This is a genomic window from Pseudomonas sp. N-137 (assembly GCF_034555295.1).
Taxonomy (GTDB): Bacteria; Pseudomonadota; Gammaproteobacteria; order Pseudomonadales; family Pseudomonadaceae; genus Aquipseudomonas; species Aquipseudomonas rhizophila.
The window spans coordinates 23779-38340 of sequence record NZ_JAXUDQ010000028.1 but is presented as its reverse complement, the minus strand read 5'-3'; the positions used below and the strand labels follow the sequence as shown (position 1 = coordinate 38340).

Here is a 14562-nt window from a genome sequence, read left to right as displayed (position 1 = left end):
ATGAAATTAGCCATTGTGACGGCCTGCCCGAACGGCATGGTCACCAGTGTGTTGTGCGCCCGCCTGCTGGACGCGGCAGCCCAGCGCCAGGGTTGGAGCACCAGCGTGGAAGTCCATGACGCGGCCCATCCGGAGCGCCAGTTATCGGCGGCGACCCTGGAAGCGGCCGAGTGGGTGTTGCTGGTAGCCAGCGGCCCGGTGGATATGTCGCGGTTCGTCGGCAAACGTCTGTTCCGCAGCACCCCGGCCCAGGCCCTGCAGGATGTCGATTCGGTGCTGCGTCGCGGCGCCGAAGAGGCCAAGGTTTTTGTCGAGTCGGATGTGCTGGAAGAGGCACCTGCGGTTTCGGCTGAGCGGGCTCCTCGTCTGGTCGCCATCACTGCTTGCCCAACCGGCGTGGCCCATACCTTCATGGCCGCCGAGGCGTTGCAGCAGGCAGCGAAGAAGCTCGGTTACGACTTGCAGGTGGAAACCCAGGGCTCGGTGGGCGCCCGCAATCCGTTGAGCCCCGAGGCCATCGCCGAGGCCGACGTGGTGCTGCTGGCCACCGACATCGAAGTCGCCACCGAGCGTTTTGCCGGCAAGAAAATTTATCGCTGCGGCACCGGCATTGCCTTGAAGCAGGCCGAAGCCACCCTGAACAAGGCGCTTGCCGAAGGCCGCCAGGAAAGCGCGTCGGGCGGTGCCAGTGCTGCGGCAAAAACGGAGAAGACCGGTGTCTATAAGCACCTGCTGACCGGCGTGTCGTTCATGTTGCCGATGGTGGTGGCCGGTGGTCTGTTGATCGCCTTGTCGTTCGTGTTTGGCATTACCGCGTTCAAGGAGCCCGGCACGCTGGCGGCGGCGCTGATGCAGATCGGCGGTGACACCGCGTTCAAACTGATGGTGCCGTTGCTGGCCGGCTACATCGCCTATTCCATCGCCGACCGTCCCGGCCTGGCGCCCGGCATGATCGGCGGGATGCTCGCAAGCACCTTGGGCGCGGGGTTCATCGGCGGGATCATCGCCGGTTTCCTGGCCGGTTACGCGGCCAAGGCGATCAACCGCTACGCGCGCCTGCCCCAGAGCCTGGAAGCGCTCAAGCCGATCCTGATCATCCCGCTGCTGGCGAGCCTGTTTACCGGTCTGGTGATGATCTACATCGTCGGCAAACCGGTGGCGGGCATGCTGGATGGCCTGACCCATTTCCTCGACAGCATGGGCACCACCAACGCGATTCTGTTGGGTGTTTTGCTGGGGGCGATGATGTGTGTCGACCTTGGCGGGCCGATCAACAAGGCCGCCTATGCGTTTTCCGTGGGACTGCTGGCGTCGCAAAGTTATGCTCCGATGGCGGCGGCCATGGCCGCTGGCATGGTGCCGCCGATTGGCCTGGGCATCGCAACCTTTATCGCCCGTCGCAAGTTTGCCCAGACCGAACGCGAGGCCGGTAAAGCGGCGCTGGTGCTGGGGCTGTGCTTCATCTCCGAAGGGGCGATTCCGTTCGCCGCCAAGGACCCTTTGCGGGTGATCCCGGCCAGCATCGCCGGCGGCGCACTGACCGGTGCGCTGTCGATGTACTTCGGCTGCAAACTGATGGCGCCTCACGGTGGCTTGTTCGTGATGCTGATCCCCAATGCCATCAACCATGCGTTGTTGTATTTGCTGGCGATCGTGGCGGGGAGCCTGCTGACGGCGGTGTCCTATGCGCTGCTCAAGCGGCCGGAAGTGGTGGAGATGGCGTTGGAGCCGGCCAAGGCCTGATCACTTAAGTTTGAACAATGAAAATTCCCTGTGGGAGCGAGCCTGCTCGCGATAGCGGTGTATCAGTCGACAATGGGTTGCCTGATACTCTGCAATCGCGAGCAGGCTCGCTCCCACAGTGGTTTTGGGGTGTTCACAAGATCCCTGTCACGCCTGATTAACACTGCCATGCTTAAGTTTCCCCATTTGGGGGAAACACCATGAGCGAATTTGACCTGGGCCGTCGCCGTGTGATGCAAGCCGTGGGTGCGGGGTTGTTGTTGCCGGGGCTGGCGCCGGCGGTGATTGCCTCAGTCAAGGATCGCCCGGTGCTCACCGATGGCGTGCAGTCTGGCGATTTGCAGGGCGACCGGGCGATGATCTGGAGCCGCTGCGACCGCCCGGCCCGGATGGTGGTGGAATGGGACACCCGCAGCCAGTTGCCCAACCCGCGGCGTTTCGTCTCGCCACTGGTCGACAGCCGCAGCGATTTTACCGCTCGGGTCGAGCTCACCGGGCTGCCGCCTGACCAGGCGATTTTCTACCGCGTGCATTTTGAAGACGCCCAGACCGGCGTCGCCAGTGAGCCCTGGCTCGGTCACCTGCGCAGCGTGCCGCAGTTCAAGCGCAACATCCGCTTTGTCTGGAGCGGCGACACCGTCGGCCAGGGCTTCGGGATCAACCCGGACATTGGCGGCATGCGCATCTACGAAGCCATGCGTTTGCGCCTGCCGGATTTTTTTATCCACAGCGGCGACACCATCTATGCGGACGGTCCGGTGCCGGCGCAGATCACCACCGAAGGCGGGCGTATCTGGCGCAACCTCACCACTGAAGCCAAGAGCAAGGTCGCCGAGACCCTGGACGAATATCGTGGCAACTACCGCTACAACCTGATGGACGAGAACGTGCGTCGCTTCAACGCCGAAGTGCCGCAGATCTGGCAATGGGACGATCATGAGGTGGTCAACAACTGGTCGCCGGGCAAGCAACTGGATGAACGCTACCAGACCAAGGATATCCACAGTCTTGTGGGCCGTGCGCGGCAGGCCTGGCTGGAATACGCCCCCATGCGCTTGCAGAAGGCCGACGGCGGCGGGCGGATCTACCGCAAGCTCGCTTACGGGCCGATGCTGGATGTGTTCGTGCTGGACATGCGCAGCTACCGCGAAGCCAACGACGCCAACCTCGGCGGGGCCAAACCCTTTCTCGGTCGCGAGCAGTTGGACTGGCTCAAGGGCGAACTGAAGCAGTCCCGTGCCCAGTGGAAAGTCATTGCTGCCGACATGCCCATCGGCCTGGGTGTGCCCGACGGCGAAGTCAGCCCCGGCGTGTCGCGCTGGGAAGCGGTCGCCAACGGTGATCCGGGGCCGGCCCAGGGCCGTGAACTGGAGATCGCCGAGTTGCTCGGCTACCTACGCAAGCATCAGGTGCGCAACTACGTCTGGCTCACCGCTGACGTGCACTATTGCGCCGCCCACCATTACCACCCGGAACAGGCCGCGTTCCAGGATTTCGAACCCTTCTGGGAGTTTGTCGCCGGGCCGTTGAATGCCGGCAGCTTCGGGCCTAATCCTCTGGACAAGACGTTCGGTCCCGAAGTGGTGTTCCAGAAAGCGCCCCCGGCGCAGAACACGTCGCCGTTTGCCGGATACCAGTTCTTTGGCGAGGTGAACATCGATGGGTCGAGCGGGGAGATGAGCGTGGTGTTGCGGGATCTGGAGGGCGTGGCAGTGTTCGAGAAGAAGTTGCAGCCGGTCTGAGTTTCAAGTACGCCACCAATCAATGTGGGAGCGAGCCTGCTCGCGATGCGCTGTGTCAGTCGACAAGAGTGCCGTCTGATACTCCGCTATCGCGAGCAGGCTCGCTCCCACAGAGGGCAGTGTTTTAGCGGGTGGCTTGTCAGTAGACATCCCGCCGGTACCGGCCCTGTTCGATCAAGCGCTCCACTGCCGCGGCGCCGAGCACGTCGTTGAGCACCTGATCCACGCCCGACGCCATGCCCTGCAAGCTGCCGCAGACATAGATCGCCGCACCATCGACCAGCCATTGCTTGAGCAGGACCGAGGATTCGCGCAGGCGGTCCTGGACGTAGATTTTCTGTTCCTGATCCCGGGAAAACGCCAGGTCCAGGCGTTCCAGATCGCCGGAGGTCACCCATTCCTGTAATTCATCACGGCAGTGGAAATCATGCTCGCGCTGGCGCTCGCCGAACAGCAGCCAGTTGCGCTGCATGCCCTCGGCCACCCGCGCCTTGAGCAGGCTGCGCAGGCCGGCCAGACCGGTGCCGTTACCCAGCAATATCATGGGCACGCCTTGAGGCGGCAGATGGAAGCCGCTGTTACGGCGTACCCGCAGGCTGATGGCGCTGCCCAGCGGCGCATGTTCGGTGAGCCAACCGGAGCCGATACCCAGGTTGCCGTCGGCGTGACGTTCCTGGCGCACAATCAGTTCCAGCAGGCCATCGGCGGGAATCGAAGCGATGGAATATTCGCGCAGTGCCAGTGGCGCCAGGGCATCCACCAGGGCCTGGGCATGCATGCCCACCAGATGGGCGCGATTTTCCGGCAGTTGGCGGTTGGCCAGGGCCTGATCGAGGCGCTGGGGCAAGCCATCGACCTGCACGCGAGCAACGCCGGCGATGCCCAGGCCCTCCAGGAAATGGTCGATGGCCGACAGGTCATTGCGCGGCAGGATTTCCACCAGGTCACCGGCCAGCCAACTGCTCGGGCCGGGCGCGGTGAGGCCCAACAGATACACGCCTGAGCCGCTGCTCTCGGGGTTGAGCAAGGTGCGCTGGTGCAGGGTCCAGTTCTCGAAACTGGGCGCCTGCCAAGTGTCCAGCGGAGCCTGGCCGGTCAGTTCGGCCAATTGCTGTTGCCAGTGACGCAAGGCGTAAGGGTCGCAACTGTCGACTTCCACCGGAGCGAACAGGGTCTTGCCGCCGTGCTCCGACAGCCAGGTGTGCAGGCGTCGGGCGAAGCCGCAGAAGTTTTCGTATTGCCGATCGCCCAGGCCCAGCACCGAATACTGCAGGCGCTCCAGGCTCATGGCCCGACCCAACACGTTGCGCTCGAAACCCCGGGCGCTGTCCGGTCCTTCGCCGTCGCCAAAGGTGCTGACGACGAACAAGGCGTGGCTGCAATTGCTCAGCTCCTGCTCGCTGACACCGGCCAGCGGCTGGACCTTCACCGGCAAACCGGCAGCCTGGAGCTGGCCGGCGGTCTGCCAGGCCAGTTGCTCGGCGAAACCGCTCTGGCTGGCGAACCCGATCAGCCAGGCGGGCGCATCGCTGCGGTTGGCACCCAGCTCCTGGCGGGCATTCTTGATTTGGCGCTTCTTGCGGCGACGGTCCAGGTACAGCAACCAGCCGGTGATGAAGAACAGCGGCATGGTCAGCGCGGCGACCGTCACCAGGATCCGCCCGATCAGGCCGAAATAGCTGCCGATATGCAAGGCGTAGACGCTGGTCAGCAACTGCGCCTTGAGGCTCTTGTCGCTGTAGCGGCTGTGACCACTGATGACACCGGTGGCCGGGTCGAGGATGAGCTGGTTCAGCGCCCGGTCATGAGGCGAGTTTTTCAGCAGGTAGAACACCGTTGCCGGTTGCCCGGCCACCGGCGGCATGCGCACGTTGTAGGCGATCAGGCCAGGGCCCGCGGCGCTGTAGATGCTGCTCCACATGGCCCGATAATCGGCCACCGGCGGCGGGCCGCTCGGCGCTGGGCCGCGGTTGCGCACCCGTTCTTCTTCGGGGGAATCGGAGAGCAGGTGGGTCACGCCTTTGTTGTACCAATCGTAGGACCAGGTCAGGCCGGTCAGGGCCGCCAGCAGATAGAACGCCAGGCACCAGGTGCCCGCCACCGAGTGCAGGTCCCAGTTGAAGCTGCGGCCTTTTTTCGCCCAGTCGAGGGTCAGCCAGGCACGCCAGCTTTTCCATTGGCGTGGCCAGCGCAGGTACAGCCCGGACAGGCAGAAAAACACCAGGATCAGCGTGCAGGCACCGGTAATCTGTCGACCCACATCCTCCAAGGCCAGGACGCGATGCAGCCTGAGTATCAGAGCGAAGAGATCCTGGCCCACCACATCGCCCATGAATTGTGCGTTGTACGGGTTGAAATAGCGCATGGGCCCGCGCTTTTCCCCAGGCGGGGCGGCGAAAATTGCCCGTGCGGCGTGGCCGCTGTCGGTCTCGACCCAAAGCATGGCGACGGTTTTACCGGAAGCGGCCTCGATCTGTTGCACCAGCTCGGCAGGCGGCAGGACGCCTTCCGGTTGTTTCGGGACCATCAACACCTGGGGGTTCAACGCCCGCAGGATTTCGTCCTGAAACGACACCGCGGCACCGGTAATGCCCATAAACGCCAGGACCAGCCCGGCGCTGATGCCGAAAAACCAGTGCAACTGGAACAGGGTTTTCTTAAACACGTCACTCGCCTTTCAGTCATTGCTGTTCATCATGGCGCGCATGTTATCGAGAACCATTCATAAACACACATAAAAGCCACATGATTCAGACAAGCCTGAAGTCAATAGCATTGCGCTGATGGGCGCGTTGCGCGCTATTGCAAAAAAGCCCGTGACACAGTCACGGGCTTTCGGGTCCAGCGACCAGCGAATTACACGTAGAACGACTTCAGCGGCGGGAAGCCATTGAATTCCACCGCGCTGTAGCTGGTGGTGTAGGCACCGGTCGACAGCCAGTACAGACGGTCACCGATGGCCAGGTTCAGCGGTAAACCGTACTTGTAGTTTTCGTACATGATGTCGGCGCTGTCGCAAGTAGGGCCGGCGATGACCACTTCTTCCATCTCGCCTTTCTTCTCGGTCCAGATCGGGAACTTGATGGCTTCGTCCATGGTTTCGATCAGGCCGGAGAACTTGCCCACGTCCGTGTACACCCAGCGCTCGACGGCGGTACGGGATTTACGGGCCACCAGCACCACTTCGCTGACCAGGATGCCGGCGTTGGCGATCAGCGAACGGCCCGGCTCCAGGATGATCTCCGGCAGTTCGTCGCCGAAGTCTTCCTTGAGGAAACGGATGATTTCCTCTGCGTAGGTTTCCAGGCTGTTGGTGCGGGTGATGTAGTTGGCCGGGAAGCCACCGCCCATGTTGATCAGCTTCAACACGATGCCGTCTTCTTCTTTCAAGCGCTCGAAGATGACCTTGACCTTGGCGATGGCCGCGTCCCAGACGCTGATGTCACGCTGTTGCGAACCGACGTGGAAGGAAATGCCGTACGGCACCAGGCCCAGGTCGCGGGCCAGGATCAGCAGGTCCATGGCCATGTCGGTCTGGCAGCCGAACTTGCGCGACAGCGGCCAGTCAGCGGTGGTCGAGCCTTCGGTAAGAATGCGCACGTAGACTTTCGAGCCCGGCGCGGCCTTGGCGATGTTGCGCAGGTCGGCTTCGGAGTCGGTGGCATACAGGCGCACGCCCTTCTCGTAGAAGTAGCGGATGTCCCGGGATTTCTTGATGGTGTTGCCGTAGCTGATCTGATCCGGGCCTACGCCACGGCTCATGACTTTATCCAGCTCATAGATCGAAGCGATGTCGAAGTTCGAGCCTTTATCCTTGAGCAGGTCGATGATTTCCACTGCCGGGTTGGCCTTGACGGCGTAATAGACCTTGGCGAATTCGAAACCTGCGCGCAGGTCATCGTAGGCCTGGGAGATCATCGCGGTGTCGATCACCACGAACGGGGTTTCCTGCTTGTCGGCGAACGCCTTCATTTTCTGAAAGGTCTCGCGCGCGAAATAATCTTCGACCTGGATCGACATACTTGGGACTCCTACTGGCAAACATCAGGATCAATGGGTGTAAGGGCAAGCAGCCCTCGTGAACGTCCTCCGTATCCCCACTTTGGTTCGCCTACTTCCCAAGGCATGTCGCCGAAAGCAAAAAGGCCACGGGATGCTTGATTCCCTTGGCCTTGCTGTCTCGTCGTCAGTACTTGAGCCGGATGGATCGTTTCCAGCATGGACGTTCGGCGCGAACTTTAGGGCGTGAGGGGCCTGAGATCAACAAAAAATGTCGCGTTTTTGCACTCATTCGTCGTGCGGCCCGCGACAGCTCCTGATGTAACCGACCTGTGTGACAGTCAGATGTTCCTCGGCAATGCGACACAGGCCTCCAGGCTGGCCATTTGCACATGGCAGCTTGGAAGGGCGTTTCATGGCAGATCATTTGTTGACTGATTGGCGGCCGGTTATGAGGAAATCGTTTAAACAGATCTAAAAAACTGTAAGTGTCGACAGTGGGCGCGACGAAGCGATCATCGAATACTCAAGACTCCAGTTGTACTCGCCGCTGAATAAAACCGGTGTTGGGTTTATGCCGGGAACGCAGGTTATTAGGCGGGATTGCATAACTGATTGAGCTGAGCGATGAAAAGCTCTAGGAGAGAGTCATGCGCAGGCGTCGGGTCATACGGATATTAAACATTTCTTTGTTTCTCGGTTTTGTATCGGGCTCCAGCCTGTTGCAGGCAAGCCCTGGCACCGATACGGCCAAATTGATGGAGTACTGGTATCGATTGACCGCACGGGATTGTGGAAGTGGCAGGTTGGCGTCTGATTGCTCTGGATTGATACTTAGAGGGATCGCCAGTAAACAGAGTTATTTGCCGTGGGATCCCAGTCCGTTATCGCAGAGCCTGGAAGCGGGGGGCACCGGTATAGCGGCCGGAGGTACATCGGTTTCATATTTAAGAAAAGATGTTGAGTACAATGGGCTGGGTATGCTCAGGTTCAATGGTTTTGCCTTGGTGCCCAATGATTTTGTGAATGAAAAGACGCAATTCAAAATCAAAGTATTGTGTGCCTTTCCTATTGATTCCTGGACGAATTATCGAAACAACAGCGGCTGCGGCGATTATCAGGAGAACGGGAACTCCCTCGGCGTTGTCGAGGACTATTGCCAGAAGCTGGGCATCAGCAATGCCAAGGCGTGGATGGAGCACTATGACCGTCAAACCCGAGACCCTGAAGCCACGAAAGCGCACAAGTTTCAATGCGGCTTTGATACCACGAGAGACTACTTCGGTACCTACAACAAGGCTGATGCATTCAATACGTTTGTCGAAGCACGAAAAATTTTGGCCAATGATCCTGAGGAAAAGGACGATGCGATCCATACCCAGTCGGAGCTGCGAATTGAAACCTGGCCACCTAATAAACACTGGAAAAGGGACTGGGGCAGTCAGGCACGGGTGAAGTTTGATGCGCCTGTCGCCAGTGACAGCGACTCAGCAAAAGCCACGTACCTGGAGCTCCCTATCGCTGCTTTTATTTATGAGAGTGGTATTGATTACATTGACAGAACTACAAAGACTTTTACGTCCCGTGAGCTTGCTCGAGATGATCAGCGCCGATGGGTAGAGCAAGACAATACGTGGAAGCCGATCATAAAAATACAATTTCCGAACTCGATCGCTGAGGACGCGAAATTTGCTTACTATCCCGCCGATCAGCATGTTCAACCCCCGGTGGATAGTCGTTCCTGCGATAACTACATAGAAAAGATCGAGTGGGATAACAATTATGTAGAACCCGTATTGGGAAAAATTTCATCGCTTAAGGTCACGCCCACGGCCTGCGGAAGAAAAGCCGGCGTAGGGAAAACCAATGTCGTGCTGGCCGAGCTGGCGATCAAGGCTGCTGCCCTTGATCCGAATCGCAAGGACTGGAATTTCGATAACATGGGCAGCAGCATGCGCCGTCAGTTGGCCTGCCATCTTGATTCCCCCGATATCGCCGAGAATAAACCTACGTGGAGCCTTGAGCCCGCTCGTCCCTATGTGGCCCATGATGTGATTATTAAATTGCCGGGTGATAACCGGTGTAATCCTCATTGAAAGGGTCAGATCAGCCTGTTGACCCGACCGGGATACTCAAGGCGACGAACATGGCAACTCTCACGCTTAAAAAATCAGCAAAGCTGCTGATTCTACTGGGCAGTCTTTGTGTTTCGCCGCTGTCCTTTAGCGAAGCGCTCGTGGCCACGAGCGTGCAATCAGGAGAAGCAACCGCAGCCGCCTTGACTCGCAACTACTACGACACCGCGGTCAACTGTGGCGCTGCCACGGCACCTGCTTTTTTATGCACGGGTGTCGTGGCACGCACGACCAACGCAGGAAACTTCGATCCTTGGGACCATAGCGAATTTTCCAGGACCAGCGGCGCGGTTTCATTTTCCTACCTGAGGGCCGACGCCAAGTTCGGTGGTGCGCCATGGGGCAACAACGAAGCGCGGCATGGCTATATTTTTTATCCCACCCTCCGGGCTCCGCAGGGAAAAATAAGGCCCTCGATCATCTGTTATTTTCCCTACGATGGCGCGACGATCTATCGCAGCAAACCGGGCGCCCGCGGTTGCCGTGACAGCATTACTCAGTTCGTCTATCCCCTGAGTAAACCCTGTAATGAACAGAATATTTTCACTGCCAGGGCCTGGCTGACCCATTTTCGAAGGGTCAGTTACGGAAATCCTGCCAGTTGCGCGTGGATGCTCAACGATGCGTTGAATGAGCAAGCCGTGGCTAACTTCAATGCGGGATTGCAAGTCAGAAAACTTGTTGAGCTTGAGGCAGGGGGCGCCGATTTTAATTTCAAGAATCACAACGAGCTTCGCATCGAAGCCTGGCCAGAAAAAAATCCGGCTGCGCTGCCCATCCAGGCGTTTTTCTGGATCACCGGCTCAAACGATCTGGAAGCCTCCCGAATCGACCAAAAAAAATATCATGAGCGCACCAACGGTCTTGTTGTCCCCATCGTTCGTGTCACATTGCCCCCCAGCCCACAAGGTCATTTCAGTTTCCAATATGTGAGTGCGGACCAGGCGATCTCCCCGGTTATCCCGATGCCCGCTTTTGCTGCACCCACCATTCCCAAGGCTTACAGCACAGTCTCTGGCGACCGTCTGAACACTCAGGATATCTATAGGGATGAATACCTCATCGTGCAATTGCCCACCGAAGCAATTGCCGCCTCCGATATCTTGAGCGTTCGGTGGGGAGGCCGGGTGCCATACAGCAGTCCGCCGGTCGCATACGGCGAGCTTCCCGCGAACAAACAGGTGCTGATTCCCCGCACTGAGGTCGTCGATAGCATCGGGCTCACCGTACCGGTGAGCTACACCATCAAGAAAAGCGGTGCCGGTGAAACCCTGGAGTCTGGGGTGCGGTTTCTGACCATCGATCCCCAGGCGCTGGTGCTTCCGGCACCCAGTTATGCCTCGGGGACAGTCACAGTCAACTCTCCAGCTCCGTCGGGCTCGACCCTGCGCGTACGTGTCATAGGGGAAACCTTCCTTGATACGGCCCATCAGCTGGTTACGGCCGGTAAGCCCAATTCTTTCGTTCTTGACCCGACCTGGGTCTCGAAACACAAGGGAAAAACGGTGCTGATCAATTATTCGGTGTTTACCAAACTCAGCCCGCAGTGGTTGTTTTCCCAAGTGCTCCGGGTCCAGCTATAAACGTCAGGCCAACGCTGTCTCGGCTGGCGAAACAATACTGGTCTTACCCCACGGGACTTGCCGGAGCTTAGGTACTCGGCATCGATTCATTCGCTCAGGTACTGCGAGCAGGCGCCGTTCTGACGGTGCAAGTCGCGGCGTCGTACAAAACCCTGGGCCTTGTTCTGATTGCTCTCGCTGATCACTTCTTCTCTGGTGGATTAAGAAGGAACACTCGGTTTTTTATTTCAAATAAGTATTGAGCACTGTGAAAGTTGACAGGTGTTCGAAGGGGAGCGCTCTTGTAGCGTAGATAAAACTGTTAACGGAAAAAGCCTGAAAAAGACATAGCTTACTTAGAGCCTTGTCTGTTCATGTATGGGAGTCTGAAATGAAAAGACAATTTTGCATTGTGCTGTTTTTATTGTTGACGGCTGGCTGTGCAACACATGAATTGGATAGGAGCACTATTGATGAGCCGTCAGGACAGGCTGTTGGCGTCCAAGGCGCAGGTACCGGTCCAGAAATAGCGGCCTATCTCACGGAAGCCTATAACAACGTCTTGACCATGTGTCGCAACAACCCCTCGGCGCCGTCGTTTTTATGCACAGGGGTGACGCTACGGGCAACCCAACACTCCACGCAGTTTCATTTTTGGAATCCCAACCCAGCATCGACGGGCGTCTCTTTTTCCTGGCTGCGTAAAGACGCGAAGTTCAGCAAATTAGTATTTGGCTACAATAACGGCTTTATTCTTTATCCCGATTTTTTTAAACCGACAGGAAAGATCGCATTGGCGGTGCTGTGCTTCTTTCCAGTCGACGGCGCCACTGACCATCGACCTGACGAAGGTTGTGGTCAATATCCCAATCGCCCCAACAGCCGACCTTGCCAATCCCAAGGTATTACCACAGCCGCGCACTATATTGCCCATTTCAACGCTAACGCAGGTATGTACGGTGCATTGTGTGGCTTCGATGTTCGTGACGAGCTGGATGAACGAGGCGCCGTCGCGTTCACCGAGGGCGTGAAGGCCCAGGGGCAACTTCCAGTCTCCGCATTTGGTACGCAGAATGAATTTCGCGTGAGAAAGTGGGCTCAGAATATTGGTCAGACCCTTCCGATTGAGGCCGTTTTTTACATCAATGATACGGGTAAGGTTGGCGCTCAATATGATCAACGGGACTTTAAAACGCAGACCGGCATTTGGATCCCCATGATCAAGATTACGCTTCCCCAAACGGCCGCAAATGACGCGAGATTTGAGTTTATTCCCGCTGATCAGGCTATCTCATCCTGAACCTCTGGGGCTGGGCAGCGGTGATGAAGATGTCTGATTCTTGCGTTGGACGTGTGCCGTCGAGGGGGGGCGAGTCGTTAGGCTGCTCTTGCGCAGGTGGTCCATAGAGGGGGTTCTGGGCTATAATCGCCGCCCTTTTTTGAATCACCTGCCAGGCGATTTCCCATGACCAAACAGGCCGCCGAAGTCGCGAAACGCCGCACTTTCGCCATTATTTCCCACCCCGATGCCGGTAAGACCACCATCACCGAAAAGCTCTTGCTGATGGGCAAGGCGATTGCGGTGGCCGGCACGGTGAAATCTCGCAAGTCCGACCGCCATGCCACCTCCGACTGGATGGAAATGGAAAAACAGCGGGGTATTTCCATTACCACGTCGGTCATGCAGTTCCCGTATCGCGATCACATGATCAACCTGCTCGACACCCCGGGCCACGAAGACTTCTCCGAAGACACCTACCGCACCCTCACGGCGGTGGACTCGGCGCTGATGGTCCTCGACGGCGGTAAAGGCGTCGAGCCACGGACCATCGCCCTGATGGATGTCTGCCGTCTGCGGGACACGCCGATCGTCAGCTTCATCAACAAACTCGACCGTGACATCCGCGACCCGATCGAACTGCTCGACGAGATCGAAGCGGTCCTGAAGATCAAGGCCGCGCCGATTACCTGGCCGATCGGCTGCTATCGCGACTTCAAGGGCGTGTACCACCTGGCCGACGATTACATCATCGTCTACACCGCCGGGCATGGTCATGAACGCACCGAAACCAAAATCATCGAGAAGCTCGACTCCGACGAGGCCCGCGCCCACCTGGGCGACGAGTACGACCGTTTTGTCGAGCAGCTGGAGCTGGTGCAAGGCGCCTGCCATGAGTTCGACCAGCAGGAATTCCTCGACGGCCAACTGACCCCGGTGTTCTTCGGTACCGCGTTGGGCAACTTCGGTGTCGACCATGTGCTCGACGCCGTGGTCGATTGGGCACCGCGCCCGCTGGCCCGCGTCGCCAACGAGCGCACCGTGGAGCCGGTGGAAGAGAAGTTCACCGGCTTCGTGTTCAAGATCCAGGCGAACATGGACCCCAAGCACCGCGACCGCATCGCCTTCATGCGCATCTGCTCGGGCAAATACGAAAAAGGCATGAAGATGCGCCACGTGCGCACCGGCAAGGACGTACGCATCGGCGATGCCCTGACGTTCTTCTCCTCGGAACGCGAGCAACTGGAAGAAGCCTTTGCCGGTGACATCATCGGCCTGCACAACCACGGCACCATCCAGATCGGCGACACCTTCACTGAGGGCGAAGCCCTGGGTTTCACCGGCATCCCGCACTTCGCCCCGGAGCTGTTCCGCCGCGTGCGCCTGAAAGACCCGCTCAAATCCAAGCAACTGCGCCAGGGCCTCCAGCAACTGGCCGAGGAAGGCGCCACCCAGGTGTTCTTCCCGACCCGCAGCAACGACATCATCCTCGGCGCTGTCGGTGTGCTGCAGTTCGACGTCGTCGCCAGCCGTTTGAAGGAGGAATACAAGGTCGAGTGCTCCTACGAGCCGATCACCGTGTACTCCGCTCGTTGGGTCGAATGTGGCGACAAGAAGAAATTCGAAGAGTTTTCCAACAAGGCCGTGGAAAACCTCGCCTTGGATGGCGGCGGTCACCTGACCTACCTGGCCCCGACCCGTGTCAACCTGGCGCTGATGGAAGAGCGCTGGCCGGATGTGAACTTCCGTGCGACGCGTGAGCATCACTAAGCGCTGAGCTTTACACCCAGAACCCCGCACCGAAAGCTGCGGGGTTTTTTATTTCCACTTAACGACTGGGCACCACCAACCCCCGGTGGGAGCGAGCCTGCTCGCGATGGCGCAGTGCCAGTCAATCTCAAAGCTGCTGACCCACCGCCATCGCGAGCAGGCTCGCTCCCACACTGGAACTTCAGCGGGCAAAAAAATTGTGTTCGGCCCAGATTCCTCCGTGGGAGCAAAGCTTGCTCGCGATAGCGGAGTGTCAGTCAATCTCAAAGCTGCTGACCCACCGCCATCGCGAGCAGGCTCGCTCCCACACTGGAACTTCAGCGGGCAAAAAA

The 14562-nt window shown here is 58.8% G+C and carries 8 protein-coding genes and 1 pseudogene; 6 read left to right on the top strand and 3 right to left on the bottom strand.

Translation table 11 applies throughout. The features are described from left to right. Positions 1-1743 carry a PTS fructose-like transporter subunit IIB gene (locus T3A99_RS18540; RefSeq protein ID WP_107321866.1) on the top strand — a complete coding sequence of 581 codons (1743 nt, stop codon included), beginning with the start codon at positions 1-3 and terminating at the stop codon, positions 1741-1743. A 200-nt stretch (positions 1744-1943) separates the two neighbouring features. Further along, positions 1944-3485, top strand: a complete 1542-nt coding sequence (locus T3A99_RS18535) for an alkaline phosphatase D family protein (protein WP_139049125.1) — start codon at positions 1944-1946, stop codon at positions 3483-3485. A 139-nt stretch (positions 3486-3624) separates the two neighbouring features. On the opposite strand, the gene T3A99_RS18530 is transcribed toward T3A99_RS18535, so the two are convergent. Together T3A99_RS18530 and T3A99_RS18525 are read right to left on the bottom strand one after the other, a co-directional pair. After that, positions 3625-6150: a sulfite reductase flavoprotein subunit alpha gene (locus tag T3A99_RS18530; protein WP_322834671.1), complete on the bottom strand. Its 2526-nt coding sequence runs from the start codon at positions 6148-6150 to the stop codon at positions 3625-3627. Between the two features lie 191 nt (positions 6151-6341). Beyond that, positions 6342-7505: a type III PLP-dependent enzyme gene (locus T3A99_RS18525; RefSeq protein ID WP_047229038.1), complete on the bottom strand. Its 1164-nt coding sequence runs from the start codon at positions 7503-7505 to the stop codon at positions 6342-6344. A 629-nt stretch (positions 7506-8134) separates the two neighbouring features. Between T3A99_RS18525 and T3A99_RS18520 the strand changes: the two genes are divergently transcribed. Together T3A99_RS18520 and T3A99_RS18515 are read left to right on the top strand one after the other, a co-directional pair. Next, complete coding sequence (locus tag T3A99_RS18520) at positions 8135-9580, top strand: DUF2599 domain-containing protein (RefSeq protein WP_047229037.1); 1446 nt, start codon at positions 8135-8137, stop codon at positions 9578-9580. Positions 9581-9630: 50 nt separating this feature from the next. After that, the gene (locus tag T3A99_RS18515) at positions 9631-11202 is read left to right on the top strand and encodes a hypothetical protein (protein WP_322834670.1); all 1572 of its coding nucleotides are present in this window, start codon (positions 9631-9633) and stop codon (positions 11200-11202) included. 3 nt (positions 11203-11205) lie between these two features. Here the strand turns inward: T3A99_RS18515 and T3A99_RS18510 are convergent. After that, positions 11206-11396: pseudogene (locus T3A99_RS18510) on the bottom strand (glycine/betaine ABC transporter ATP-binding protein); the annotation flags it as partial. 176 nt (positions 11397-11572) lie between these two features. Between T3A99_RS18510 and T3A99_RS18505 the strand changes: the two are divergent. Both T3A99_RS18505 and T3A99_RS18500 read left to right on the top strand, forming a co-directional pair. Next, positions 11573-12481: a hypothetical protein gene (locus T3A99_RS18505; protein ID WP_288915609.1), complete on the top strand. Its 909-nt coding sequence runs from the start codon at positions 11573-11575 to the stop codon at positions 12479-12481. Positions 12482-12646: 165 nt separating this feature from the next. Beyond that, the gene (locus T3A99_RS18500; protein WP_047229034.1) at positions 12647-14230 is read left to right on the top strand and encodes a peptide chain release factor 3; all 1584 of its coding nucleotides are present in this window, start codon (positions 12647-12649) and stop codon (positions 14228-14230) included. Positions 14231-14562 lie beyond the last annotated feature (332 nt).

What these genes read in the sequence shown, in the direction of transcription:
- T3A99_RS18500 (WP_047229034.1), top strand. Translation starts at nt 12,647, where the DNA reads ATGACCAAACAGGCCGCCGAAGTCGCGAAACGCCGCACTTTCGCCATT.
- T3A99_RS18505 (WP_288915609.1), top strand. Translation starts at nt 11,573, where the DNA reads ATGAAAAGACAATTTTGCATTGTGCTGTTTTTATTGTTGACGGCTGGC.
- T3A99_RS18525 (WP_047229038.1), bottom strand. Translation starts at nt 7,505, where the DNA reads ATGTCGATCCAGGTCGAAGATTATTTCGCGCGCGAGACCTTTCAGAAA.
- T3A99_RS18540 (WP_107321866.1), top strand. Translation starts at nt 1, where the DNA reads ATGAAATTAGCCATTGTGACGGCCTGCCCGAACGGCATGGTCACCAGT.
- T3A99_RS18515 (WP_322834670.1), top strand. Translation starts at nt 9,631, where the DNA reads ATGGCAACTCTCACGCTTAAAAAATCAGCAAAGCTGCTGATTCTACTG.
- T3A99_RS18520 (WP_047229037.1), top strand. Translation starts at nt 8,135, where the DNA reads ATGCGCAGGCGTCGGGTCATACGGATATTAAACATTTCTTTGTTTCTC.
- T3A99_RS18535 (WP_139049125.1), top strand. Translation starts at nt 1,944, where the DNA reads ATGAGCGAATTTGACCTGGGCCGTCGCCGTGTGATGCAAGCCGTGGGT.